The sequence below is a fragment of the Citrobacter sedlakii NBRC 105722 genome (assembly GCF_000759835.1).
GTDB classification, from domain to species: domain Bacteria; phylum Pseudomonadota; class Gammaproteobacteria; order Enterobacterales; family Enterobacteriaceae; genus Citrobacter_A; species Citrobacter_A sedlakii.
Genome location: NZ_BBNB01000001.1, coordinates 790,686 through 813,978, shown reverse-complemented (window position 1 = coordinate 813,978; position 23,293 = coordinate 790,686). Strand labels below are relative to the sequence as shown.

Below are 23,293 nucleotides of genomic sequence, written 5' to 3'. Positions count from 1 at the left end.
TGCCAGGGCTTTATATGTGATATGAATCTTATTATTTGTGCAACTTATGAAACTTAAATGAAAAATGCGCGACGTATCGCAAATTTTAGCCGGCTACCGCCAGAATGAGCGGAAACAAAAACGGCGCGATCAGGGAGGTGATGATCCCGCAGATCACCAGCGCCAGCGAACTGAACGCCCCTTCCTGATAATCCAGCTCCGCGCAGCGGGCGGTGCCGAGGGCGTGAGAAGCCGTTCCCATCGCCAGGCCACGCGCGGCTTTAGTACGAATACGCATGGCATTTAACAGGGTGTGGCCAAAGACGGCGCCGAGAATACCGACAAATATCACGCAAACCGCGCTCACTGCCGGGATGCCGCCAATGCTGCCGCCCACCGCCATTGCGATTGGCGTGGTGACGGATTTTGGCAACACCGACGCGGCAATTTCCGGAGTTGCCCCCATCAGCAGCGCAACCGAGGTGCCGGTCACCATCGCCACAACGCTGCCGACAAAGCAGATGGTGATGATGGATTTCCAGCGGGCGCGGATTTGGTGCAACTGTTCATATAGCGGATAGGCCAGCGCCACGACCGCCGGTTGCAGCAGATCGTTTAACACTTCACTGCCTTTGAAATAGTGATCGTAGGGAATCCCCGTAAGCAGCAAAAACGGAATGATGACCACCATCGCCACCAGCAGCGGGTTCAGCAACGGAAACTTAAAGCGCGCCGCCAGCTTCCGCGCGGCAAAAAAGACCGCTAAGGTCAGCGGCAGCGACCACCAGATATAGGCCATCATTCTTTTGATCCTTTCTGTCCAACCACTTTACGTTCACCGTGAACCAGGTGCGAACTCCAGCTGACCACCAGAAAAACCACCAGCGTACTGATGGCGCACGAGACCACCACCGGGCCAAACTGCGCGCGCAGTAAGTCAAAATACTGCATCACGCCCACGCCAATTGGCACAAACAGCAGCGCCATATAGCGAATCAGGACATAGCAGCCAGGATTGACCCATTTAGCGGGGATGATTTGTAGCGCCAGCAGGACAAACAGGATCAGCATGCCGATAATGCTGCCGGAAATGGCGACAGGAAGCAGAGTTGCAATAAAAATGCCCGCATACAGGCAGGCATAGATCAGCACGAAAGCGCGTAAATATTGCCAGATGATATTCAGTGTCTTACTCATGGGATACGCCTTAAATGAGATGGATTCATCATACAATTAAACGTTAAAACGTGCTACCGATCACATCATGAATTCTTAGCATACTGAGGATAGACAACGGGAACATCGTGCCATGTTCTCCCTTCGTCGGGCTAGACCTGCGTCAGAAAGTGCAGAAAGCGGCTGAGCGCCGCCGAAGGCGTTTCGTTGTTGCGCCAGAACACGCCGACGCTGCCTTTCTGCTCTATCTTCGGCAGGTTCAGGATCACCAGTTGCCCCTGGCTGGCATAGCGCTGCGCCAGCCGTAAAGAAAGAATAGAGATCATGTCGCTGCTTTGCAGCAGGTTAGTGCTGACGTTCATGGATGCCGATTCAATGGTGTTTTCTGGCAGCATCACGCCGTTATCGACCAGCGCGTTATCAATGCTGATGCGGATGGGCGTCCCCGTGGGCCAGACGATCCAGCGCCAGCTGGCAAGATCGTTCCAGGAGAGGCTGGCATGGCTGGCCAGCGGGTGATCCGGCCGCGCAACAAAGCAGACGGGTTCGGTATACAGGACCTGATAGTTCAGCGGAAGCTGGAGCGCCCGCCCGCCAACCCGGCCAACCACCACATCCACTGACCCCGCCAGCAGATCGTGCAGCAGCGGCGTCATCACTTTTTCTTCGATGTTGAGGTGCAGCGTCGGCATTTCGCTAAGCAAACCGAGGATCGCCTGTGACACACAGTCAGTCGCCACCGGCGAGCAACCGATTTTCAGGCTGCCGACCAGACCACCGGCCTTAAAGCGGGCAATTTCATACTGGGATCGCTCCATGTCGTTGATTAAGCGCTGAGCATGCTGCAACAACAATTTGCCGCCTTCGGACGGGCGCAGGCCTTTACTGTGACGTTCGAAGAGCGTGATCCCTATCTCATCTTCGAGCTGTGACAACCATTTCGACAGCGCGGGCTGGCTGATATTCATCATTCGCGCCACCTGCGTGAGATTGCCTTGCTCGCCCAGCGCCATCAGCGTTTGCAGGTGATGAAGTTTCAATTTCTGCGCCCAGTTTGCCATCCGCGATAACCTCCAGGTTATGTCTCTGCATGAAAAGCCATTGTACATTTTATCGCCCCATCTACAAACTCGTAACATACCAAAAACAAAAGAACCTCTTACCTTACCTGCACCGAGGCATACACAATGACTCAACGACGTGAACTACAGGCTCTGATCGATGCCGCCCCCGTCGGCAAAACCCAGTGGCGGGTGATCATCTGCTGCTTTCTGGTGGTGATGCTGGACGGCTTTGATACTGCCGCGATTGGCTTTATTGCACCCGACATTCGCAGCCACTGGCAACTGACCGCCGGTGACCTCGCGCCGCTGTTTGGCGCGGGACTGCTGGGGCTGACGGCGGGCGCGCTGCTCTGCGGCCCACTTTCCGACCGCTTTGGCCGCAAACGGGTTATCGAGCTTTGCGTGGCGCTGTTCGGCGCTCTGAGTCTGATCTCGGCGTTTTCGCCGGATCTGCAAACGCTGGTATTCCTGCGCTTTTTGACCGGGCTTGGGCTGGGCGGCGCGATGCCGAACACCATCACCATGACCTCTGAATATCTGCCTGCGCGGCGGCGCGGCGCGCTGGTGACCCTGATGTTCTGCGGCTTTACCCTCGGTTCGGCGATGGGGGGGATCGTCAGCGCCCAACTGGTGGCGGTCATTGGCTGGCACGGCATTCTGATCCTTGGCGGTGTGCTGCCGTTAATGCTGTTCGCCGCGCTGCTGTTCGTGCTGCCGGAATCTCCGCGCTGGCAGGTTCGTCGCCAACTGCCGCAGGCCACCATTGCCCGCACGGTCAGCGCCATTACCCGTCAGCGTTACGAGGACACGCATTTTTACCTTAACGAAGCGGCGGCGATCGCCAAAGGCAGCATTCGTCAGCTTTTCGTGGGTCGCCAGTTGCCCATTACCCTGATGTTATGGGTGGTGTTCTTCATGAGCCTGCTGATTATTTATCTGCTTTCAAGCTGGATGCCCACGCTGCTCAACCACCGCGGCATTGACCTCCAGCAGGCCTCCTGGGTGACGGCGGCTTTCCAGATTGGCGGTACGCTGGGGGCGCTGGCGCTGGGCGTACTGATGGATAAACACAACCCGTTCCGGGTTCTGGCGGTGAGCTATGCGCTGGGCGCGGTGTGCATCATCATGATTGGCCTGAGCGAAAACGGCCTGTGGCTGATGGCGCTGGCGATTTTTGGTACCGGGGTAGGGATCAGCGGATCGCAGGTGGGACTGAACGCCTTAACCGCCACGCTCTACCCGACGCAAAGCCGCGCGACAGGTGTCAGTTGGTCAAACGCGGTGGGTCGCTGCGGCGCCATCGTCGGATCGCTCTCCGGCGGCGTGATGATGGCGATGAATTTCTCATTCAATACGCTGTTTTTCATTATCGCTGTCCCGGCGGCGATCAGCGCGGTGATGTTGACCCTGCTGATCGTGGTTGTCCGTCAGTCAGCCTCTGTCCCCGATAACGTGCCGCGCACTGGCGGTATGGTAAATGAATAAGGAGAATCCCTATGTCTGAACATAACCAGGATGTCAAAAACAGCCGTCAGCAGTTCTATCAGCATATTTCGGGGCAAAACCTGACCCCGTTGTGGGAGTCGCTGCATCACCTGGTGCCGCAAACCCCGAACGCTAACTGCGCGCCGGCTTACTGGAACTACCAGGAAATTCGTCCGCTGCTGCTGGAGAGCGGCAACCTGATTGGCGCAAAAGAGGCGGTGCGCCGCGTGCTGGTGCTGGAAAACCCGATGCTGCGCGGACAATCCTCTATCACTTCGACGCTGTATGCCGGGCTTCAGCTGATCATGCCGGGAGAGGTCGCCCCAAGCCACCGCCATAACCAGTCGGCGCTGCGGTTTATTGTGGAAGGGAAAGGGGCGTTCACTGCCGTGGATGGCGAGCGCACGCAGATGCACGTCGGTGACTTTATTCTGACGCCGCAATGGCAGTGGCATGACCATGGCAACCCGGGCGATGAGCCAGTTGTCTGGCTTGACGGGCTGGACCTACCGCTGGTGAATCTTCTCGGCTGCGGCTTTGCCGAGGATTACCCGGAAGATCAGCAGCCGGTGACGCGCAAAGAGGGCGATTACCTGCCGCGCTATGCCGCTAACATGCTGCCGCTGCGTCAGCAAAAGGGGAATTCATCACCAATCTTCAACTATCGCTACGATCGCAGTCGCGAAGCGCTGCACGATCTGACCCGTTTCGGCGAGGCCGACGAGTGGGACGGCTACAAAATGCGCTACGTCAATCCGGTCACCGGCGGATACCCGATGCCATCGATGGGCACTTTCCTGCAGCTGTTGCCGAAAGGCTTTGTCTCGCGGATGGCGCGTACCACCGACAGCACCATTTACCACGTGGTGGAGGGCAGCGGCGAAGTGACCATCGGCAATGAAACCTTCACCTTTACCGCCAAAGACATTTTCGTGGTGCCGACCTGGCACGGCGTGTCGTTTACATCCTCCGATGACACCGTGTTATTCAGTTTTTCAGACCGGCCGGTACAGGAAGCCCTCGGGTTATTCCGCGAAGCACGTTATTAATAAGGGAGAAAACAATGACTCAGTATGTATTTGAACCGCAAGCGCCCGTTACCGTACCGGTGGTCGGCAGCGATGAACGTTTCCCCGTCCGCCGCGTGTATTGCGTCGGACGCAACTACGCCGCCCATGCCCGGGAAATGGGCTTCGACCCGGATCGCGAGCCTCCGTTCTTCTTCTGCAAGCCCGCCGATGCCGTAGTGCCGGTGCCGGCAGGTGAAACGCTCGAACTGCCGTATCCGGCGCAAACCGACAATTACCACTATGAAATTGAGCTGGTGGTGGCGATAGGCAAAAAAGGCAGTGATATCCCTTTAGAAAACGCCCATGAATATGTCTGGGGCTATGCCACCGGACTGGATATGACCCGCCGCGATCGGCAGATGGAGATGCGCCAGATGGGCCGCCCGTGGGAGATTGGCAAAGCGTTCGATCTCTCTGCGCCCATCGCGCCGCTGCATAAAGCCAGCCAGGCGCCGGACGTTAATGCCGCGCCTATCTGGCTCCAGGTCAACGGCGAAGATCATCAGCGCAGCGACATCCGCCACCTCATCTGGTCGGTGAACGAAACCATTAGCTATCTGTCCGGCTTTTTCGAACTACAACCGGGGGATCTCATTTTTACCGGCACGCCGGAAGGGGTGGGGGCAGTGGTGAAGGGCGATGTGATCACCGGTAATGTGGACGGGTTAACCCCCCTCGCCGTGAAGATTGTCTGAGGTGAGGCATGAAGCTGTACAGTTTTTTCAATAGTTCGGCCTCGTACCGCGTGCGCATTGCACTGGCGCTGAAAGGTATCGACTACCAGACGGTGGGCGTCAATATCCGCATTGGTCAGCAAAATGAACTGGCCTACCGGCGGATGAATCCGGTGGGGCTGGTGCCAACGCTGGTGACCGATGACGGCGACGCGCTTGGCCAGTCGCTGGCGATTATCGACTGGCTGGACCGGCATTTCCCGCAGTCGCCACTGCTGCCGGCCAGCGATCCGGCGCGCAGCCAGGTACTGGAGATTGTCTACGCCATCGCCTGTGATATTCATCCGGTGAATAATTTGCGGGTGCTGCGCTATCTCACTGACGAACTGAAGATCAGCGAAGAGGATAAAAAACGCTGGTACGCGCACTGGATCCAGCAGGGGCTGAGCGCTGTTGAACAGTTGTTGCGTCAAAGCCAGTCTCAGTCGTACTGCGTCGGAAACCGTCCAACGCTTGCCGACTGTTGCTTGATCCCGCAGTGGGCGAACGCGCTGCGTATGGGGTGTGACTTAAGCGCCTTTCCGCGCTGCAATGCGGTGTATGAAGCCTGCACACAGCTTCCGGCGTTTATCGCCGCCGCGCCCGAAAATCAACAAGATAAACTCTCAGCCTGAGAAGGAGAACGACAATGGCTAAAGTGAAGAGCGCAATTATCGTTGGCGGCGGCATTGGCGGGGCAGCAACCGCGCTTTCGCTGGCGCGCCAGGGTATCAAGGTGATGCTGCTGGAAAAGGCGCACGAGATTGGCGAGATTGGCGCAGGCATCCAGCTTGGCCCAAATGCCTTTTCGGCGCTGGACAGCCTCGGTGTTGGCGACGTAGCGCGCCAGCGGGCGGTATTTACCGACCATATCACCATGATGGATGCGGTAAACGCGGAGGAAGTTGTCCGCATTGAAACCGGCCAGGCGTTTCGCGACCATTTCGGCGGGCCGTATGCCGTGATTCACCGCGTCGACATTCATGCCTCGGTCTGGGAAGCGGTGCTGACCCATCCTGATGTTGAATACCGGACATCCACCAATGTGGTGGATATTCGCCAGACGCCGGACGACGTCACGGTATTTGATGAGCAGGGAAACAGCTGGACAGCCGATATTCTGGTGGGCTGTGACGGCGTGAAGTCGGTTGTGCGCCAGAGTCTGCTGGGGGATTCCCCGCGGGTGACCGGACATGTGGTCTACCGGGCGGTGATTGACTGTGACGATATGCCGGAAGATTTGCGCATTAACGCGCCGGTACTGTGGGCGGGGCCGCACTGTCACCTTGTTCACTATCCGCTACGCGGCGGCAAGCAGTACAACCTGGTGGTGACGTTCCATAGCCGTCAGCAGGAGGAGTGGGGGGTGAAGGACGGCAGTAAAGAAGAGGTGCTCTCGTATTTTGCCGGTATCCATCCTCGTCCACGTCAGATGCTCGACAAACCCACCTCCTGGCGTCGCTGGTCCACCGCCGATCGCGAACCGGTGGAAAAATGGGGAACGGAGCGCATTACGCTGGTCGGTGACGCCGCGCACCCGGTCGCGCAGTATATGGCCCAGGGCGCATGCATGGCGCTGGAAGATGCGGTGACCCTCGGCAAAGCGCTGGAAAAATGCGAGGGCGATGCGGCAAGCGCCTTTGCGCTGTATGAGTCGGTGCGCATTCCGCGCACGGCGCGAATTGTCTGGTCGACCCGCGAAATGGGGCGCGTCTACCACGCTGCGGGCGTCGAACGTCAGGTGCGTAATCTGCTGTGGAAAGGCAAATCGCAGGCGGAATTTTATCGCGGCATGGAGTGGTTATACGGCTGGAAAGAGGATAACTGTCTGCTGCCGCGCTAGCGCTGTGCTTCATCATCGGCCTGGGCAGCCGTTTTACCGCCATCCGGCAAAAGGTTTTGATCCTCGCAGAGAGGCGCTATGATAGCGCCTCTTTTTTTGCGGATAACCTTATGCGTGTTTTACTGGCGCCGATGGAAGGCGTACTCGACTCCCTGGTACGCGAGCTTCTGACGGAAGTGAATGACTACGATTTATGCATCACCGAATTTGTGCGCGTGGTGGATCAACTTCTGCCGGTAAAAGTGTTTCATCGCCTGTGTCCGGAACTGATGAACGGCAGCCGAACGCCTTCCGGGACGCTGGTGCGCGTGCAACTGCTGGGTCAATATCCACAGTGGCTGGCGGAGAACGCCGCCCGCGCCGTTGAGCTGGGATCCTACGGCGTCGATCTCAACTGCGGCTGCCCGTCGAAAATGGTTAACGGCAGCGGTGGCGGCGCGACGCTTCTGAAAGATCCGGAGCTGATTTATCAGGGCGCCAAAGCGATGCGTGAGGCGGTGCCTGCCCACCTGCCGGTGACGGTAAAAGTCCGTCTCGGCTGGGACAGCGGCGATAAAAAATTTGAGATCGCCGACGCCGTGCAGCAGGCCGGGGCCAGTGAGCTGGTGGTGCATGGCCGCACGAAAGAGCAGGGCTACAAAGCCGAACATATCAACTGGCAGGCCATCGGCGAGATTCGCCAGCGTCTGACCATTCCGGTGATCGCCAACGGGGAAATCTGGGACTGGCAAAGCGCGCAGGCCTGCATGGCGGCAAGCGGCTGTGACGCGATAATGATTGGCCGTGGCGCGCTGAATATTCCCAACCTCAGCCGGGTAGTGAAATACAACCAGCCGCGGATGCCGTGGCCGGAGGTGGTGGCGCTACTGCAAAAATATACCCGACTGGAAAAGCAGGGAGATACCGGGCTTTATCACGTGGCGCGCATCAAGCAGTGGCTGGGGTATTTGCGTAAAGAATATGATGAAGCCACCGTTCTCTTTCAGCACATCCGCGCGTTAAATCATTCACCGGACATTGCACGGGCGATCCAGGCGATAACCCTATGATAACTGGCCGGGTAAGCGAAACGTCGCTACCCGGCGCAGCCGTTAAAAAATCATCTTAAACACGCCGGTGACCACCAACAGCCCAATCAGAAAAATAATCAAAATCACCCACAGTAAAATCTTCATTGCCGTTCCCTTATTGGTACGTTCAGATTAAGTATAGGAAATCTTCTGCAACCTGCCGCCGGGATATCGTCCGTAAATAACAAACACATAAATCAGATAAATAAATCCCATTAATGATATTTATTTGAAAAATACATTGCCGGATATGACGGTTATTTGCCAAAGATGTTATGCCACGCGTAACTAAAAAACCGCATTCAACAACGGGTAAGCTCCGCGCACCCTTTCTAAGCAGAACTTCTTCATGAATCGTAACTCTTTTCACGCTGTGAAAGCGTGCTTCCCCTTTGCACTTTTGCTGGCGGGATGCGCCCCCATGCATGACAGTCATCAGACGCTGGCGCAGCAAACCCCCGCGACTCACGTTGACGCCTCACTGCCTGCGTCACTCAAAAAAGGGTGGCCGGAAAGCCAATGGTGGCAGGTATATCACGATCCCCAGCTCAACGGTCTGATTGAGCACGCCCTGCTGCACTCGCCGGATATGCAGGTGGCTGAACAACGCATTCAACTGGCGGAAGCGCAGGCGAAAGCGGTTGAAACCCAGGACGGTCCGCAACTGGATTTTTCAGCGGATCTCGAGCGGCAGAAAATGTCAGCGGAAGGGTTAATGGGGCCGTTCGCACTGACCGATCCCGCGGCAGGCACCACGGGACCGTGGTATACCAACGGTACGTTTGGCTTAACCGCCGGTTGGGATCTGGATTTATGGGGGAAAAATCGTGCGGAAGTGACGGCGCGAATCGGCGCGGTGAAAGCGCGGGAAGCGGAACGTGAGCAGACCCGCCAGTTGCTGGCAAGCAGCGTCACGCGGTTGTACTGGGAATGGCAAACGCAGGCGGCGTTAAGCACGCTGCTCCAGCAAATCGAAGACGAACAGCGCAATATTATTAACAGCGATCGCCAGCTGTACCAGAACGGGATAACGTCTTCGGTCGAGGGTGTTGAAACCGATATCGATGACAGCAAAACACAACAGCAACTGAATGATGCTGCCGGAAAGATGAAGGTCATAGAGGCGCGACTCAGCGCGCTCATTAATGCCCAGTCGACCTCGCTGGCGCTTCACCCGGTGGCGCTGCCGAACGTGGAAAGCCGACTGCCGGATCGCCTGGGCTATGAATTGCTGGCGCGCAGGGCAGATTTGCAGGCGGCGCACTGGTATATCGAATCGTCGCTCAGCAGCGTGGAGGCGGCGAAAGCGGCGTTTTATCCTGATATCAACCTGATGGCTTTTCTGCAACAGGATGCGCTGCATTTAAGCGATCTGTTCCGTAGCTCCGCGCAGCAGATGGGCGTTACCGCCGGGCTGACGCTACCGATTTTCGACAGCGGCAGACTGAACGCGAATCTGGATATCGCCCAGGCGCAAAGCGATTTGTCGATCGCGAATTACAACAAAGCGGTGGTGGAGGCGGTAAATGACGTCGCACGCGCCGCCAGTCAGGTGGCAACGCTGGCGCAAAAAAATGCCCATCAGCAGCAGATTGAGCACGATGCCCGACGGGTGGTAACGTTGGCTGAAGCGCGCTTCAGGGCGGGGATTATTGCCGGTTCCCGCGTTAGCGAGGCGAAAATTCCGGCGCTGCGCGAACAGGGTAACGGCCTGATTTTACAAGGCCAGTGGCTGGACGCGTCGGTACAGCTCACCAGCGCGCTCGGCGGCGGCTACCCGCACTCCTGATCTTTCCGGCTCTCTCAGACTGAGCTTCTATACTTAGAGCCTGATGAGACAGATTCTTAAGGTTCAGTTTGATTCAACCGGAGATATTATGAGAAAAGTGGCCATTGTCACCGCGTCTGATTCAGGTATCGGCAAAGCCTGCGCCCTGCATCTGGCGCAGCAGGGATTTGATATTGGCATCACCTGGCATTCCGATGAACAGGGCGCGCGCGCGACAGCGCAAGAGGTGATGAAGCACGGCGTTCGCGCTGAGACCGTCCAGTTAGATCTCAGCCAGCTACCTGCGGGGGTACAGGCGCTTGAGCAACTGATTACCCGGCTGGGCCGGATTGACGTGCTGGTGAATAATGCGGGCACAATGCGCAAAGCCGCGTTTCTTGAGATGCCCTTCGACGACTGGCGACAGATTTTCACGGTGGACGTCGACGGCGCATTTCTCTGTTCCCAACTGGCTGCTCGCCAGATGGTAAAACAGGGGGAGGGCGGCCGTATTATCAATATCACCTCGGTACATGAGCATACGCCGCTGCCCGAGGCCAGCGCTTATACCGCCGCGAAACACGCTCTTGGCGGGCTGACCAAATCCATGGCGCTTGAGCTGGTCAAACACAATATTCTGGTCAACGCCGTGGCGCCGGGAGCCATCGCCACCCCGATGAATGATATGGACGACAGCGACGTGAAGCCTGGCGCTGAACCGTCGATCCCACTGGGCAGAATGGGGGCGACGCGCGAAATTGCCAGCCTGGTGGCGTGGCTGTGTTCGGACGGGGCAAGCTACACCACCGGTCAGTCGCTGATCGTCGACGGCGGATTTATGCTCGCCAATCCACAGTTTACACCGCAGTAGCGTTCGTATTAGTCGGCTTTGCGGCGGCTGCGGCGTTTTAGCCACCCGCGAACGCCGACCACCAGCGCAATGGCAAGAAACAGCCAGACCAGATGTTTTAGATGGTGATCAAGGCTGTGCAGCCAGGGGGCAATGACTTCACCACCCGCGTAGCCGAGTGTGGTGAAGATCAGCGCCCAGATCAGCGCCCCGAGAATATTCAGCGGCAGAAAAATTTTTGGCGGCAGATGGCTTGCGCCAATCAGCAGCGGGCCAATGACGCGAAAACCGTACATAAAGCGCGTGCCGATGACGAACAGATATGGACGACGCTGGATCATCTTTTGCGCCTGGCGGATTTTGTCACGATGACGGGAAAAACGGCGCAGGAGCGGGTCACCGTAGCGGCGCCCGAGCAAATACAATACCTGATCGCCAATCATGCCGCCTACGGCGACGGCCAATACCACCAAAGGAAACTTCAGTAATCCCTGATGAGCGGCGACGCCGCCCAGCAGGGTCACCGTTTCGCCTTCCGCCAGACTACCGATGACCAGCGCGGCATAACCGTATTGTGCAATAAGACTGTTTATATCCATGTGTCTGAATGACCTCCGCACTAAGCATACACCTTGTGAATTTATGTTGCTGAATGAAAAAGGAGGAGGGGATCGTCCGCCCTGACATTTCCTGAACTGTACATAAAATAATCGAAAAGCGAATTATACTTGAGGTGTTAGGGGCCGGAACTGACACAAGGGGGCGGTATGAACCATGTCTGGGGGTTGTTTTCCCATCCCGATCGTGAAATGCAGGTGATCAAAAGCGAGAATGAAACGGTATCGCATCACTACACCCATCATGTACTGCTGATGGCGGCGATTCCGGTTATCTGCGCGTTTATTGGCACCACGCAAATCGGCTGGAATTTTGGCGACGGCAACGTACTGAAGCTGTCGCCGGTAACGGGGCTTGCGCTGGCTGTGCTGTTCTACGCCGTCATGCTCGCTGGCGTGGCGGTGATGGGACGGGTGATCTGGTGGATGGCGCGTAGCTTTCCGCAGCGCCCGTCGCTGGCGCACTGTATGGTGTTTGCCGGTTATGTAGCGACCCCGCTGTTTCTGAGTGGGGTGGTGGCGTTGTATCCGCTGGTCTGGCTGTGCGCGCTGGTGGGAACGGTGGCGCTGTTTTATACCGGTTACTTACTGTATCTCGGTATACCGACCTTCCTGAACATTAATAAGGAGGAGGGGCTGAGCTTCTCCAGTTCGACGCTGGCGATTGGCGTGCTGGTGCTGGAAGTGCTGCTCGCGCTGACCGTTATTCTGTGGGGATACGGTTACCGGGTCTTCTGAGGTCATTCTCTGCATTGTTGGTGTAAAAGCCAGCAATGCAGCCTTTCCTGACGATTCTCTTATGGCGGCAACGTTATTAGCTCGCTATGATTCTTTCGCTAGCTTAAGTAAATTCTCACTCAAGCGGTGCGTGTTATCACACGTGTGAATCATTTTCTGAAATCTCATCATGCTGACATTCCGAGTTTCTGTTCTTAGCCTGGCGTTAATACTGGCGGTGCCTTTTGCACCGCAGGCGATGGCCAAAGCGGCGGCGACGACCGCGGCCTCCCAACCGGAAATCGCCTCCGGTAGCGCGATGATCGTCGATCTGAACACCAATAAGGTGATCTATTCGAACCATCCGGATCGGGTGCGTCCGATCGCCTCGATAACCAAATTAATGACCGCGATGGTCGTGCTGGACGCGCGACTGCCGCTGGACGAGAAGCTGAAGATCGATATCAGCCAGACGCCAGAAATGAAAGGCGTCTATTCCCGTGTGCGGCTGAACAGTGAGATCAGTCGTAAAAACATGCTGTTGCTGGCGCTGATGTCCTCGGAAAACCGCGCGGCGGCAAGCCTGGCGCACCATTATCCGGGAGGCTATAACGCCTTTATTAAGGCGATGAATGCGAAGGCGAAAGCGCTCGGCATGACCCATACGCGTTTTGTCGAGCCGACCGGGTTATCCATTCACAACGTATCTACCGCGCGCGATCTCACCAAAATGCTGATTGCCAGCAAGCAGTATCCGCTGATTGGGCAACTGAGTACGACGCGTGAGGATATGGCGACCTTCTCGAACCCGGCGTATACCCTGCCGTTTCGCAATACCAACCATCTGGTGTACCGCGACAACTGGGACATTCAGTTGACGAAAACGGGCTTCACCAACGCGGCGGGGCACTGCCTGGTGATGCGCACGGTAATTAATCACAAACCGGTGGCGCTGGTCGTGATGGACGCCTTTGGCAAATATACCCATTTTGCCGACGCCAGCCGTTTACGTACCTGGATTGAGACCGGCAAAGTGATGCCGGTTCCGGCGGCGGCATTAAGCTATAAAAAGCAAAAAGCCGCGCAGATGGCGCAGCAGACCGCGCAAAACGATTGAGCTGAAAGCCGGATAAGGCGGTTCTCCGCCATCCGGCGACATCAACGTTATTCCGGCAGCGTCCAGTCACCCTCGTTAAGCGGGCGCTGCATAATCAATGTGTCCCGCCAGTCGCCTTTCTTGTAGCCGACGCTGCGAAGCTGTCCGGCAATTTCAAAACCATGTTTTTTATGTAACCGTAATGAGCCAGGGTTATTGTGCCCGTCGCCGATCACCGCCACCATTTGTCGCCATGGGCCTGCTTCACAGCGACTGATGAGCGTGGACATTAACAGACTACCGATACCGCGCCCGGTCATGCTGGCGTCAACGTATATCGACTCTTCCAGGGTATAACGGTAGGCGGGGCGAGGGCGGTACTGAGTGGCATAGCAATAGCCCACCACCACGCCGCGATACAAAGCCACCAGCCAGGGCAGGCCATACTGCGCGACCTTGAGCATTCGCTGGCGCATCTCTTCTACCGTCGGGGGGATCTCTTCGAAAGAGGCGCGACCATTCAGCACATGCCAGGCATACAGCGCGGAAATGGCCTCCACGTCGCCGGGCGAAGCGTCGCGCACCACAATATCATCATCAGAAAGCGTATCGGCAGCAGACATGGTTATCACCTTCAGGATAAAAAGCCGGAGTCATAGCTCCGGCACATGTCGTTACTTTTGCACGATATTTCGAGCAGATCCAGCCTGCACGGCGGGCCTGCTTACACGGTTTGCCCGGTAGAGGGGTCTTTCCAGAATTTCTGCTTGCTGGTTTTGCCAATTCCGGGATTCATACTGTTGGTCGGGTCATTTTCGCGATAAAAACGGGTCAACGCCTCCGGGGCTTTGTACAGATGCCCGACGTTGTGCTCGGCGGGATACTGCGCGCCGCGCTGGTGAAGCAGTTCAAGCATCTGCGCTTTCAACGCATGTACGTCAACGCCTTTTTTAACGATGTAATCCTGATGGAAGACGTAGCACATAAAGTGTCCGTAATAGAGCTTATGCACTAACTGGCTGTCAAGTTCCGGCGGCAGATGTTCATACCACTCAGTGTCATTACGACGCAAGGCGATGTCCAGCGCCAGAATATCTTCCACGTCGTCGGCATGCACTGCCTGATAGCGGATTGCCGCGCCCGCCGCCGCGAAACGGTGCAGGAATGCTTTGCTGCCTTCCTCCGGCGTGCAGGCGAAGAAGTCGCCTTCCGCGGCTTTAAAGAATTCGCTCAGCCAGCTTTGCGCTTCCGCCACGCCGTCCCCGGCCATTTTTAACAGCAGATGATGCTCGTATTTATCGCGCCAGCTTTTCATTCGCGGCGGCAAATGACTGGGGAACAGATGACCGAACTTCTGCATTGCGCGGTCAGTGAAGTGCGGACGGAAAAATTTCACTTTCTCCAGCATTGCGTCGGTACGGCCCTTCAGGGTAAAGAAGAACGGCATTTTGTCGGTACCGAGCTTGTCGATCATCAGGAACGTATCTTTACCGTACTGCTCCGCGATATCGTAAATATCACGATGCATGTACTCGCCCGCGACTGGCAGATTCTCAAAGTTTGCCAGAATATGGCGGCGGATTTCGGTCAGCACGTCAGGCTGATTGGTGCCGATGTAAAACACCTGCTGGTTTTTTTCCGCTTCAAAAGTGTCGAGGCGTACCGCAAACACCGCCAGCTTTCCGGCGCAGCCGGAGGCTTCAAACAGGCGGTCCGGGTCGGCGTTATAACGCGCCGGCGTGTCAGCCTCGATATCGCGCACACGGGTTACGTAGTCGTGATCGTGGGCGTGACGCCCGTCGTGACGCACGTTTTCTTCTTTGATGCGCTCATCGTCCAGTTGACTGAGGATCTGCTCCGGCGTTTGACCAAGGTCGATGCCGAGATGGTTGACCAACTGGAGCTTGCCGTTTTCATCAATACGCGCAAACAGCGACATTTCGGTATAGGCAGGGCCGCGCTGAACCAGCGAGCCGCCGGAGTTATTACAGATACCGCCAATCACCGAGGCGCCAATGCACGACGAACCAATGACCGAATGCGGTTCGCGCCCCAACGGTTTCAGCGCTTTTTCCAGTGAATACAGCGTGGTGCCCGGCCAGGCCAGCACCTGCTCGCCTTTGCCAAGGAGGTGCAGCTTGTCGAGGCGCAGAGTGCTGATAATCACAATATCGCGATCGTAGTCGTTGCCGTTTGGCGTTGAACCTTCGGTCAGGCCCGTGTTGGCGGCCTGCATCAGAATAATTTTGTCGGCATTCACGCAGGCGTTAAGGACGCGCCAGAGTTCAAGCAGCGAGCCGGGAAAGACCACCGCCAGCGCATCGCCCTGGCCGGAACGGAAGCCCTTGCGATAGCGGGCGGTTTTCTCAGGTTCAGTCAGCAGGTGTGAATGACCCACGAGACGGGCGAGTTCATTCAGAAAGGCTTTATTATCAGTTGTTGTCAGGGAAGACATTTTCCACTCCTTGTGGTGGGACAAAATATCACGTTCAAGCATAGCGCTTTGTCTGACCCTGCGCTTACTCATTTACCCTGTCTGTGAATCAGCGGCGGTGAAAATTAAGAGAATAACCTTCGCTTTCTGCGTGGCGGCCAATTAGGCTTATGGCAACGTGCGGTTTTTGTTATATTTTCGCAGCCACGTCGGGCTAATGAGAAAGAGAGAAACAACATGAAATGGCTATGTTCTGTAGGTGTCGCGGTGAGTCTGGCGTTGCAGCCAGCGCTGGCGGAAGATCTGTTTGGTAACCACCCGCTGACGCCGGAAGCGCGGGATGCGTTTGTGACTGAACTCCTGACCAAAATGACCGTTGATGAGAAGATTGGTCAGCTTCGCTTGATTAGCGTCGGCCCGGATAACCCGAAAGAAGCGATCCGGGAAATGATCAAGGACGGACAGGTTGGGGCGATCTTCAATACCGTCACCCGCCAGGATATCCGCAAAATGCAGGATCAGGTGATGGAACTGAGCCGCCTGAAGATCCCTCTCTTTTTCGCGTATGACGTGTTGCACGGTCAGCGTACCGTTTTCCCCATCAGCCTGGGCCTGGCTTCCTCTTTTAACCTTGAGGCGGTGAAAACCGTCGGGCGCGTGTCGGCATATGAAGCGGCAGATGACGGCCTGAATATGACCTGGGCGCCGATGGTCGACGTTTCCCGCGACCCGCGCTGGGGACGCGCTTCCGAAGGCTTTGGCGAGGACACCTATCTCACATCGATCATGGGCAAGACGATGGTGGAAGCGATGCAGGGTAAAAGCCCGGCGGACCGCTATTCGGTGATGACCAGCGTGAAGCACTTCGCCGCCTACGGCGCGGTGGAAGGCGGCAAAGAGTACAACACCGTCGACATGAGTCCACAGCGTCTGTTTAACGACTATATGCCGCCGTACAAAGCGGGGCTGGACGCGGGCAGTGGCGCCGTCATGGTGGCGCTGAACTCGCTGAACGGAACGCCCGCCACGTCTGATGCCTGGCTGCTAAAAGATATTCTGCGCGACAAATGGGGCTTTAAGGGGATTACCGTTTCCGACCACGGCGCGATCAAAGAGCTGATAAAACACGGTACCGCCGCCGATCCCGAGGATGCGGTGCGCGTGGCGCTCAAGTCCGGCATCAACATGAGCATGAGCGACGAGTATTACAGTAAATACCTGCCGGGGCTGATCAAATCCGGCAAGGTGACGATGGAGGAACTGGACGACGCCGCCCGTCATGTGCTGAACGTCAAATATGATATGGGGCTGTTCAACGATCCGTACAGCCATCTGGGGCCGAAAGAGTCTGACCCGGCGGACACCAACGCCGAAAGCCGCCTGCATCGTAAAGAGGCGCGAGAAGTGGCGCGCGAAAGTCTGGTACTGCTGAAAAACCGTCTGGAAACCCTACCGTTAAAAAAATCCGGCACCATTGCGGTGGTAGGCCCCCTGGCAGACAGCAAACGTGACGTGATGGGCAGTTGGTCCGCGGCGGGCGTGGCGGATCAGTCAGTGACCGTACTGACCGGCATTCAGAACGCCGTGGGTGATAAAGCAAAAATCGTTTACGCCAAAGGCGCGAATGTCACTGACGATAAAGACATCGTCACGTTCCTCAACCAGTACGAAGAAGCGGTGAAGGTGGATCCACGCACGCCGAAAGCGATGATCGACGAAGCGGTGAACGCGGCGAAACAGTCCGACGTGGTGGTTGCCGTCGTCGGTGAAGCGCAGGGCATGGCCCACGAAGCCTCCAGCCGGACCGATATCACTATTCCGCAGAGCCAGCGCGATCTGATCGCGGCGCTGAAAGCGACCGGCAAGCCGCTGGTGCTGGTGCTGATGAATGGCCGTCCGCTGGCGCTGGTGAAAGAAAATCAACAGGCCGACGCGATCCTGGAGACCTGGTTTGCCGGTACCGAAGGCGGTAACGCCATTGCCGACGTGCTGTTTGGCGACTACAACCCGTCCGGTAAACTGCCGATGTCTTTCCCGCGTTCCGTCGGGCAGATCCCGGTCTACTACAGCCACCTTAATACCGGTCGTCCGTATAACGCCGATAAACCCAATAAATACACGTCACGCTACTTTGACGAGGCTAACGGCCCGCTGTATCCGTTTGGCTACGGTCTGAGCTACACCACGTTTACCGTGTCTGACGTCAAACTTTCCGCCCCGAGCATGACGCGTGACGGCAGCGTAACCGCGAGCGTGCAGGTGACGAACACCGGTAAACGGGAAGGCGCGACGGTGATTCAGATGTACCTGCAGGACGTGACGGCGTCTGTGAGTCGTCCCGTGAAAGCGCTGAAGGGCTTTAAGAAGGTGACCCTGAAACCAGGGGAAACTCAGACCGTCAGTTTCCCGATTGACGTCGAGGCGCTGAAGTTCTGGAATCAACAAATGCAGTATGATGCCGAACCGGGCAAGTTTAACGTCTTTATCGGCGTAGACTCAGCGCGGGTCAAGCAAGGGGAATTTGAGCTGCTGTAACAGAGACGAGAGGCGGGCGTAATCCCGTCTCTCTTTTTTGCGCTGGCGCGAAAAAACTGAATTCCCCGGTTAAAGAGACACTTTTCGACTATGCTTTTTGCTCAAGTCGCTGAAAAGGGCGGCAAAAGGATGAGGAAAGCATAATGACACTCTCAAAGATCTGTGCGGGCTCGCTGGCGCTGTTAGCGGCGGTGAGTTTACCCCTGCAGGCGGCGTCGCCGGTGACGGTGGGGTCGAAAATCGACACCGAAGGGGCTCTGCTCGGCAATATCATTTTGCAGGTGCTGGAAAGCCACGGCGTTAAAACGGTCAATAAAGTCCAACTGGGCACGACTCCGGTTGTGCGCGGGGCAATCACCTCCGGCGAACTGGATATTTATCCGGAATACACCGGCAACGGGGCCTTCTTCTTTAAAGATGAAAACGACCCGGCGTGGAAAAACGCCAACGCGGGCTATGAGAAGGTCAAAAAGCTCGATGCCGAACAGCATAAGCTGGTGTGGTTAACGCCAGCGCCGGCCAATAATACCTGGACCATCGCAGTGCGTAGCGATGTCGCTGAGAAAAATAAACTCACTTCGCTGGCCGATCTCGGACGCTACCTGAAAGCGGGCGGAACCTTTAAGCTGGCCGCCTCGGCCGAGTTTATTGAGCGCGCCGATGCGCTTCCCGCTTTTGAAAAAGCCTACGATTTTAAACTGAGTCAGGATCAACTGCTTTCGCTGGCGGGCGGCGACACCGCGGTAACGATCAAAGCGGCAGCACAGCAAACGTCCGGCGTAAACGCGGCGATGGCTTACGGTACGGACGGTCCGGTGGCCGCGTTGGGGTTGCAAACCCTGAGCGATCCGAAAGGCGTACAGCCGATCTATGCCCCTGCGCCGGTAGTGCGTGAAGCAGTGCTGAAAGACTATCCTCAAATGGCCGAATGGCTGCAGCCGGTATTCGCCAGCCTTGATGCGAAAACCCTGCAGCAGTTAAACGCCAGTATTGCCGTGGAAGGGCTGGACGCGAAAAAAGTCGCCGCAGATTACCTGAAGCAAAAGGGATGGGTGAAGTAAAAGGACTGAAATAAGGCTGGGTGACGTGGCAAAAGTCAGTATTAACCGCGTGCTGTTGCTGCTGGTGGCGCTCACCGCAGTTGCCGCCGCGCTGCCGTTCGTAAACTATGCTCCTAACCGACTGGTTTCTGGCGAGGGGCGTCCGATCTGGGCAGTCTGGCCCGGTTCGGTTTCGCTGCTGGTGGGCGCCGGGTGCGCCTTGCTCACGCTGTGCTTCGTGCCGGGAAGACGAGGCGCTGCGCTCACGCTTGCTGTTGCGCAACTGTTGGTGATCCTGATGCTCTGGAGCGCGGGAAAAGCCGCCAGCCATCTGGCTGAAACGGGCTCGCCGTTGGCGCGGACCAGCCTGGGAAGCGGTCTGTGGCTGGCGCTGGCGTTAGGGCTGCTGGCCTGTAGCGACGCGATTCGCAGAATCACCGTCCAGCCGCTCTGGCGCTGGGTTCTGCATGCCCAGATCGCCATCGTGCCGCTGGCGCTGCTGTTTTCCGGCGCGTTCGACGCGCTTTCTCTGCTTAAAGAATACGCCAACCGGCAGGACGTCTTTGACGACGCGCTGGCGCAGCATCTGACGCTGCTGCTGGGAACCGTTTTGCCTGCGCTGGCGATTGGCGTGCCGCTGGGCATCTGGTGCCACTTTTCCGCTGCCCGTCAGGGACCGGTGTTTACCGTGTTAAACGTGATCCAAACCATTCCGTCGGTGGCGCTGTTTGGTCTGTTAATTGCGCCGCTCGCCGGGCTGGTAAAGGCCTTCCCGTGGCTTTCATCGTTGGGCGTCGCGGGAACCGGTCTGACGCCAGCACTGATCGCGCTGGTGCTGTACGCGCTGCTGCCGCTGGTGCGCGGCGTGGTCGCCGGGCTGGACCAGGTGCCGCGTGACGTGCTGGAAAGCGCGCGCGCGATGGGCATGGGCGCCGCCCAGCGCTTTTTTCACGTCCAGTTGCCGCTGGCGTTACCGGTATTTTTGCGCAGCCTGCGCGTGGTCATGGTACAAACAGTCGGGATGGCCGTGATTGCCGCGTTGATTGGCGCGGGCGGCTTCGGCGCGTTGGTTTTTCAGGGACTGCTCAGCAGCGCCATCGATTTAGTGTTGCTTGGCGTGATCCCGGTGATTGTGCTGGCGGTAGTGATTGACGCGCTGTTTGACTTAGGGAGCGCTTTGCTGAAGGTAACCCATCATGATTGAATTTAACCACGTGAGTAAAACCTTCGGTGAGCAGAGAGCGGTTAACGATCTCAATCTGCATTTTAAAGAAGGCAGTTTTTCGGTGCTGATTGGCACCTCCGGTTCGGGAAAATCAACCACGCTGAAGATGATCAACCGCCTGGTGGAACATGACAGCGGACGAATTCGCTTTGCCGGTGAGGAGATCCGCTCTCTGCCGCTGCTCGAACTTCGCCGACGTATGGGATACGCCATTCAGTCGATCGGTCTGTTTCCACACTGGACCGTGGCGCAAAACATTGCCACCGTGCCGCAGTTGCTCAAGTGGTCGCGACAGACACGAGACGATCGGGTCGATGAACTGATGGCGCTGCTGGGGCTGGAGCCGGGGCTGCGGGAACGCTATCCGCATCAGTTGTCCGGCGGGCAACAGCAGCGGGTGGGCGTAGCGCGCGCGCTGGCCGCCGATCCGCAGGTGCTGCTGATGGATGAGCCGTTTGGCGCGCTGGACCCGGTTACCCGTGGCGCATTACAGCAGGAGATGACCCGTATTCACCGCCTGCTCGGGCGAACCATTGTGCTGGTGACCCACGATATTGACGAGGCGTTACGCCTGGCGGAACATCTGGTACTGATGGACGGCGGCGAAGTGGTGCAGCAGGGCACGCCGCTCCAGATGTTGACCGCGCCTACCGATGATTTTGTTCGCCAGTTTTTTGGACGTAGCGAACTGGGCGTACGTCTGCTGTCGCTGCGTAACGTCGCCGACTATGTGCGGCGTGATGAGCACACTGACGGCGATGCGTTAACGGAAACGATGACGCTACGCGACGCGCTCTCCCTGTTTGTGGCGCATAACCGGGAAATCTTACCGGTGGTTAACCAGCAAGGCGTTGCCTGCGGTACGCTGCACTTTCGCGATCTGCTTTCGGAGACGTTGCGTGATGAAACGACTGACTGATCCGCTGCTCTGGCTTATCGTCGTATTTGTGCTGATGCTGGTAGGCTTGCCGCATAGCGAGGCGCTGTTCGCTCGCCTGTTTCCTGAACTGCCGCGTCCGGTCTACCAACAGGAGAGCTTTGTCGCGCTGGCGCTGGCCCACTTCTGGCTGGTCGGCGTGTCGAGCCTGATCGCGGTGCTGATTGGCGTCGGGGCAGGGATCGCGGTCACGCGACCTGCCGGGGCGGAGTTTCGCCCGCTGGTGGAAACCATTGCCGCAGTAGGACAAACCTTTCCGCCCGTCGCCGTGCTGGCAATCGCGGTGCCGGTGATGGGGTTTGGCCAGCAGCCGGCGATTATTGCGCTGATCCTCTACGGCGTGCTGCCGGTGTTACAGGCGACGCTGGCGGGGTTGGGGTCTGTCCCGGCAAGCGTACGGGAAATCGCCAGCGGGATGGGAATGAGCCGCGGCCAGCAGCTGCGAAAGGTCGAACTGCCGCTGGCTGCGCCTGTCATTCTGGCGGGGATCCGCACCTCGGTAATCATCAATATTGGCACGGCGACCATTGCCTCTACGGTTGGGGCGAGTACGCTGGGCACGCCGATCATTATCGGCCTGAGCGGCTTTAATACCGCCTATGTCATTCAGGGGGCGTTACTGGTCGCGCTGGCGGCGATCGTCATTGACCGCCTGTTTGAACGATTAGTTCAGCGGCTTAGCCAGCACGCAAAATGAAGGTATAACCCGCGAGCATGACGCCGCCGATACCGCCGATAGCCATGAGTAAAAAGAGGGCGATAACGCCGATTTTCGTTGCGCTCATGATGTTCTCCTTATGTTAACCAAGAGATTATACAGAGAAGCGCTCCTGTTAATGAATCATTAAATGCCAAGTGGGTAAATATCGTATCCCTGGGCACGCCAGGTCGCCAGTTGCTGTTGCTGCGCCGGTGTCTGGTTTTCGCCGCACCACACCAGGAGGGTGCGGCCTTCAAACTGCTCCGGGCGAAGCTGGTTCAGGGAGTGCGCCAGTACATCAACGCGCCAACCCTGCTGGCTGGCGATCCAGCCCTCAAGCCATAATCGGGTGGTGTCGTGAATATTCCAGCCTACCACCAGCGCGTCTTTACCCTGTTTCTTTCTCGCCGAGGCGAGACAAATCGCAATGTAGTTAATTAACACGCCATCAAGAATGCCCAGCAGCGCCTGAAGCGTCGGCTGCGGGCACTGGAGACGGCGGCGTAGCGGAATAAACAGATGGCTGGTGAGCGTTTGCGCCGGATAATCCTGGCCGCGCTCTTTAAGCCAGACTCTGATGCTGTGCAGATTATTGTTTTGCAGGTAATGCAGGAGCGTTTCCTGATGTTCGCGCCAGCCGTTTTGCCGATCGAACGTGTCATTGCTCAACAGCACTTTGACTTTGCTGACCTGGACGCCGTTGTCGATCCAGCGTTTGATCTCGCGGATGCGGTCGATATCCGAGTCGTTGAAAAGACGATGTCCGCCGTCTGTTCGCTGCGGTTTCAGTAATCCATAACGCCGCTGCCACGCGCGAAGCGTGACAGGGTTGATATCACAAAGCAGAGCCACTTCACCTATGGTGTAAAGCGCCATCTTTTAATCCTTGCTCGCGAGGTCCCAGTTTAACTTTAGACGCTCTTTTTCGAACCAGGTAGTTTTGTCTGTTTTTTAATCAATTTAGCGGTAAAAAT

General features: G+C 57.1%; 24 protein-coding genes. 15 read left to right on the top strand and 9 right to left on the bottom strand.

Annotated features, from left to right (window positions below; genetic code table 11):
- Positions 1–85 precede the first annotated feature (85 nt).
- The 3 genes from CSE01S_RS03960 to CSE01S_RS03950 all read right to left on the bottom strand — a co-directional run bounded on the left by CSE01S_RS03960 (position 86) and on the right by CSE01S_RS03950 (position 2,216).
- Positions 86–781 carry a CidB/LrgB family autolysis modulator gene (locus CSE01S_RS03960; RefSeq protein ID WP_042284486.1) on the bottom strand — a complete coding sequence of 232 codons (696 nt, stop codon included), beginning with the start codon at positions 779–781 and terminating at the stop codon, positions 86–88.
- Complete coding sequence (locus CSE01S_RS03955; RefSeq protein ID WP_042284484.1) at positions 778–1,176, bottom strand: CidA/LrgA family protein; 399 nt, start codon at positions 1,174–1,176, stop codon at positions 778–780. The genes CSE01S_RS03960 and CSE01S_RS03955 overlap by 4 nt, the downstream gene beginning before the upstream one ends.
- Positions 1,177–1,307: 131 nt before the next feature.
- A complete protein-coding gene (locus CSE01S_RS03950) occupies positions 1,308–2,216 on the bottom strand; it encodes a LysR substrate-binding domain-containing protein (RefSeq protein WP_042284482.1) in 909 nt (302 codons plus the stop codon).
- Positions 2,217–2,342: 126 nt separating this feature from the next.
- Between CSE01S_RS03950 and mhbT the strand changes: the two genes are divergently transcribed.
- The 6 genes from mhbT to dusC all read left to right on the top strand — a co-directional run bounded on the left by mhbT (position 2,343) and on the right by dusC (position 8,379).
- Complete coding sequence (gene mhbT, locus CSE01S_RS03945) at positions 2,343–3,704, top strand: 3-hydroxybenzoate transporter MhbT (RefSeq protein WP_042284481.1); 1,362 nt, start codon at positions 2,343–2,345, stop codon at positions 3,702–3,704.
- Between the two features lie 11 nt (positions 3,705–3,715).
- Positions 3,716–4,753 carry a gentisate 1,2-dioxygenase gene (gene gtdA / locus CSE01S_RS03940; protein WP_042284478.1) on the top strand — a complete coding sequence of 346 codons (1,038 nt, stop codon included), beginning with the start codon at positions 3,716–3,718 and terminating at the stop codon, positions 4,751–4,753.
- A gap of 14 nt (positions 4,754–4,767) precedes the next feature.
- On the top strand, positions 4,768–5,469 hold the full coding sequence (locus tag CSE01S_RS03935; protein WP_042284475.1) for a fumarylacetoacetate hydrolase family protein: 702 nt from the start codon (positions 4,768–4,770) through the stop codon (positions 5,467–5,469).
- A gap of 8 nt (positions 5,470–5,477) precedes the next feature.
- Complete coding sequence (gene maiA / locus CSE01S_RS03930; RefSeq protein ID WP_042284474.1) at positions 5,478–6,122, top strand: maleylacetoacetate isomerase; 645 nt, start codon at positions 5,478–5,480, stop codon at positions 6,120–6,122.
- A 14-nt stretch (positions 6,123–6,136) separates the two neighbouring features.
- Complete coding sequence (locus tag CSE01S_RS03925; RefSeq protein WP_042284472.1) at positions 6,137–7,330, top strand: 3-hydroxybenzoate 6-monooxygenase; 1,194 nt, start codon at positions 6,137–6,139, stop codon at positions 7,328–7,330.
- Between the two features lie 110 nt (positions 7,331–7,440).
- Positions 7,441–8,379, top strand: coding sequence for a tRNA dihydrouridine(16) synthase DusC (dusC, locus tag CSE01S_RS03920; protein WP_042284470.1), 939 nt, complete (start codon positions 7,441–7,443; stop codon positions 8,377–8,379).
- A 42-nt stretch (positions 8,380–8,421) separates the two neighbouring features.
- On the opposite strand, the gene yohP is transcribed toward dusC, so the two are convergent.
- The gene (gene yohP / locus CSE01S_RS23655) at positions 8,422–8,505 is read right to left on the bottom strand and encodes a small membrane protein YohP (RefSeq protein ID WP_015572324.1); all 84 of its coding nucleotides are present in this window, start codon (positions 8,503–8,505) and stop codon (positions 8,422–8,424) included.
- Positions 8,506–8,749: 244 nt separating this feature from the next.
- Here yohP and mdtQ point away from each other — a divergent pair, with 244 nt between their 5' ends.
- Both mdtQ and CSE01S_RS03910 read left to right on the top strand, forming a co-directional pair.
- Positions 8,750–10,189, top strand: a complete 1,440-nt coding sequence (mdtQ, locus tag CSE01S_RS03915) for a multidrug resistance outer membrane protein MdtQ (RefSeq protein WP_042284468.1) — start codon at positions 8,750–8,752, stop codon at positions 10,187–10,189.
- An 88-nt stretch (positions 10,190–10,277) separates the two neighbouring features.
- Positions 10,278–11,039, top strand: coding sequence for an SDR family oxidoreductase (locus tag CSE01S_RS03910; RefSeq protein ID WP_042284467.1), 762 nt, complete (start codon positions 10,278–10,280; stop codon positions 11,037–11,039).
- An 8-nt stretch (positions 11,040–11,047) separates the two neighbouring features.
- Here CSE01S_RS03910 and CSE01S_RS03905 read toward each other — a convergent pair whose 3' ends face one another.
- Positions 11,048–11,617 carry a DedA family protein gene (locus CSE01S_RS03905; RefSeq protein WP_042284463.1) on the bottom strand — a complete coding sequence of 190 codons (570 nt, stop codon included), beginning with the start codon at positions 11,615–11,617 and terminating at the stop codon, positions 11,048–11,050.
- A gap of 168 nt (positions 11,618–11,785) precedes the next feature.
- Here CSE01S_RS03905 and CSE01S_RS03900 point away from each other — a divergent pair, with 168 nt between their 5' ends.
- Complete coding sequence (locus CSE01S_RS03900; protein ID WP_042284461.1) at positions 11,786–12,373, top strand: Yip1 family protein; 588 nt, start codon at positions 11,786–11,788, stop codon at positions 12,371–12,373.
- A gap of 169 nt (positions 12,374–12,542) precedes the next feature.
- Positions 12,543–13,469, top strand: coding sequence for a D-alanyl-D-alanine endopeptidase (gene pbpG, locus CSE01S_RS03895; RefSeq protein WP_042284459.1), 927 nt, complete (start codon positions 12,543–12,545; stop codon positions 13,467–13,469).
- A gap of 47 nt (positions 13,470–13,516) precedes the next feature.
- Here pbpG and CSE01S_RS03890 read toward each other — a convergent pair whose 3' ends face one another.
- On the bottom strand, positions 13,517–14,071 hold the full coding sequence (locus CSE01S_RS03890) for a GNAT family N-acetyltransferase (protein WP_042284457.1): 555 nt from the start codon (positions 14,069–14,071) through the stop codon (positions 13,517–13,519).
- Positions 14,072–14,172: 101 nt separating this feature from the next.
- Positions 14,173–15,903: a D-lactate dehydrogenase gene (gene dld / locus CSE01S_RS03885; RefSeq protein WP_042284455.1), complete on the bottom strand. Its 1,731-nt coding sequence runs from the start codon at positions 15,901–15,903 to the stop codon at positions 14,173–14,175.
- 216 nt (positions 15,904–16,119) lie between these two features.
- Here dld and bglX point away from each other — a divergent pair, with 216 nt between their 5' ends.
- From bglX to CSE01S_RS03860, 5 genes are all read left to right on the top strand, one after another.
- The gene (gene bglX, locus CSE01S_RS03880) at positions 16,120–18,417 is read left to right on the top strand and encodes a beta-glucosidase BglX (protein WP_042284453.1); all 2,298 of its coding nucleotides are present in this window, start codon (positions 16,120–16,122) and stop codon (positions 18,415–18,417) included.
- Between the two features lie 143 nt (positions 18,418–18,560).
- Positions 18,561–19,478 (top strand): glycine betaine ABC transporter substrate-binding protein OsmF, encoded by a 918-nt coding sequence (osmF, locus tag CSE01S_RS03875; protein WP_042284451.1) that lies wholly within the window; start codon positions 18,561–18,563, stop codon positions 19,476–19,478.
- A 16-nt stretch (positions 19,479–19,494) separates the two neighbouring features.
- Entirely contained in the window at positions 19,495–20,661 is a 1,167-nt protein-coding gene (locus tag CSE01S_RS03870; protein WP_042284449.1) for an ABC transporter permease, read from the top strand.
- Positions 20,654–21,601, top strand: coding sequence for an ABC transporter ATP-binding protein (locus CSE01S_RS03865; protein ID WP_042284447.1), 948 nt, complete (start codon positions 20,654–20,656; stop codon positions 21,599–21,601). The genes CSE01S_RS03870 and CSE01S_RS03865 overlap by 8 nt, the downstream gene beginning before the upstream one ends.
- Positions 21,585–22,316: an ABC transporter permease gene (locus CSE01S_RS03860; protein ID WP_042284443.1), complete on the top strand. Its 732-nt coding sequence runs from the start codon at positions 21,585–21,587 to the stop codon at positions 22,314–22,316. Before CSE01S_RS03865 ends, CSE01S_RS03860 begins: the two co-directional genes overlap by 17 nt.
- Here CSE01S_RS03860 and CSE01S_RS03855 read toward each other — a convergent pair.
- The gene (locus CSE01S_RS03855; protein ID WP_042284438.1) at positions 22,297–22,404 is read right to left on the bottom strand and encodes a protein YohO; all 108 of its coding nucleotides are present in this window, start codon (positions 22,402–22,404) and stop codon (positions 22,297–22,299) included. The genes CSE01S_RS03860 and CSE01S_RS03855 overlap by 20 nt on opposite strands.
- Before the next feature lie 59 nt (positions 22,405–22,463).
- On the bottom strand, positions 22,464–23,195 hold the full coding sequence (mlrA, locus tag CSE01S_RS03850; protein ID WP_042284435.1) for an HTH-type transcriptional regulator MlrA: 732 nt from the start codon (positions 23,193–23,195) through the stop codon (positions 22,464–22,466).
- Positions 23,196–23,293: the final 98 nt, after the last annotated feature.

What these genes read in the sequence shown, in the direction of transcription:
- CSE01S_RS03960 (WP_042284486.1), bottom strand. Translation starts at nt 781, where the DNA reads ATGATGGCCTATATCTGGTGGTCGCTGCCGCTGACCTTAGCGGTCTTT.
- CSE01S_RS03955 (WP_042284484.1), bottom strand. Translation starts at nt 1,176, where the DNA reads ATGAGTAAGACACTGAATATCATCTGGCAATATTTACGCGCTTTCGTG.
- CSE01S_RS03950 (WP_042284482.1), bottom strand. Translation starts at nt 2,216, where the DNA reads ATGGCAAACTGGGCGCAGAAATTGAAACTTCATCACCTGCAAACGCTG.
- mhbT (WP_042284481.1), top strand. Translation starts at nt 2,343, where the DNA reads ATGACTCAACGACGTGAACTACAGGCTCTGATCGATGCCGCCCCCGTC.
- gtdA (WP_042284478.1), top strand. Translation starts at nt 3,716, where the DNA reads ATGTCTGAACATAACCAGGATGTCAAAAACAGCCGTCAGCAGTTCTAT.
- CSE01S_RS03935 (WP_042284475.1), top strand. Translation starts at nt 4,768, where the DNA reads ATGACTCAGTATGTATTTGAACCGCAAGCGCCCGTTACCGTACCGGTG.
- maiA (WP_042284474.1), top strand. Translation starts at nt 5,478, where the DNA reads ATGAAGCTGTACAGTTTTTTCAATAGTTCGGCCTCGTACCGCGTGCGC.
- CSE01S_RS03925 (WP_042284472.1), top strand. Translation starts at nt 6,137, where the DNA reads ATGGCTAAAGTGAAGAGCGCAATTATCGTTGGCGGCGGCATTGGCGGG.
- dusC (WP_042284470.1), top strand. Translation starts at nt 7,441, where the DNA reads ATGCGTGTTTTACTGGCGCCGATGGAAGGCGTACTCGACTCCCTGGTA.
- yohP (WP_015572324.1), bottom strand. Translation starts at nt 8,505, where the DNA reads ATGAAGATTTTACTGTGGGTGATTTTGATTATTTTTCTGATTGGGCTG.
- mdtQ (WP_042284468.1), top strand. Translation starts at nt 8,750, where the DNA reads ATGAATCGTAACTCTTTTCACGCTGTGAAAGCGTGCTTCCCCTTTGCA.
- CSE01S_RS03910 (WP_042284467.1), top strand. Translation starts at nt 10,278, where the DNA reads ATGAGAAAAGTGGCCATTGTCACCGCGTCTGATTCAGGTATCGGCAAA.
- CSE01S_RS03905 (WP_042284463.1), bottom strand. Translation starts at nt 11,617, where the DNA reads ATGGATATAAACAGTCTTATTGCACAATACGGTTATGCCGCGCTGGTC.
- CSE01S_RS03900 (WP_042284461.1), top strand. Translation starts at nt 11,786, where the DNA reads ATGAACCATGTCTGGGGGTTGTTTTCCCATCCCGATCGTGAAATGCAG.
- pbpG (WP_042284459.1), top strand. Translation starts at nt 12,543, where the DNA reads ATGCTGACATTCCGAGTTTCTGTTCTTAGCCTGGCGTTAATACTGGCG.
- CSE01S_RS03890 (WP_042284457.1), bottom strand. Translation starts at nt 14,071, where the DNA reads ATGTCTGCTGCCGATACGCTTTCTGATGATGATATTGTGGTGCGCGAC.
- dld (WP_042284455.1), bottom strand. Translation starts at nt 15,903, where the DNA reads ATGTCTTCCCTGACAACAACTGATAATAAAGCCTTTCTGAATGAACTC.
- bglX (WP_042284453.1), top strand. Translation starts at nt 16,120, where the DNA reads ATGAAATGGCTATGTTCTGTAGGTGTCGCGGTGAGTCTGGCGTTGCAG.
- osmF (WP_042284451.1), top strand. Translation starts at nt 18,561, where the DNA reads ATGACACTCTCAAAGATCTGTGCGGGCTCGCTGGCGCTGTTAGCGGCG.
- CSE01S_RS03865 (WP_042284447.1), top strand. Translation starts at nt 20,654, where the DNA reads ATGATTGAATTTAACCACGTGAGTAAAACCTTCGGTGAGCAGAGAGCG.
- CSE01S_RS03860 (WP_042284443.1), top strand. Translation starts at nt 21,585, where the DNA reads ATGAAACGACTGACTGATCCGCTGCTCTGGCTTATCGTCGTATTTGTG.
- CSE01S_RS03855 (WP_042284438.1), bottom strand. Translation starts at nt 22,404, where the DNA reads ATGAGCGCAACGAAAATCGGCGTTATCGCCCTCTTTTTACTCATGGCT.
- mlrA (WP_042284435.1), bottom strand. Translation starts at nt 23,195, where the DNA reads ATGGCGCTTTACACCATAGGTGAAGTGGCTCTGCTTTGTGATATCAAC.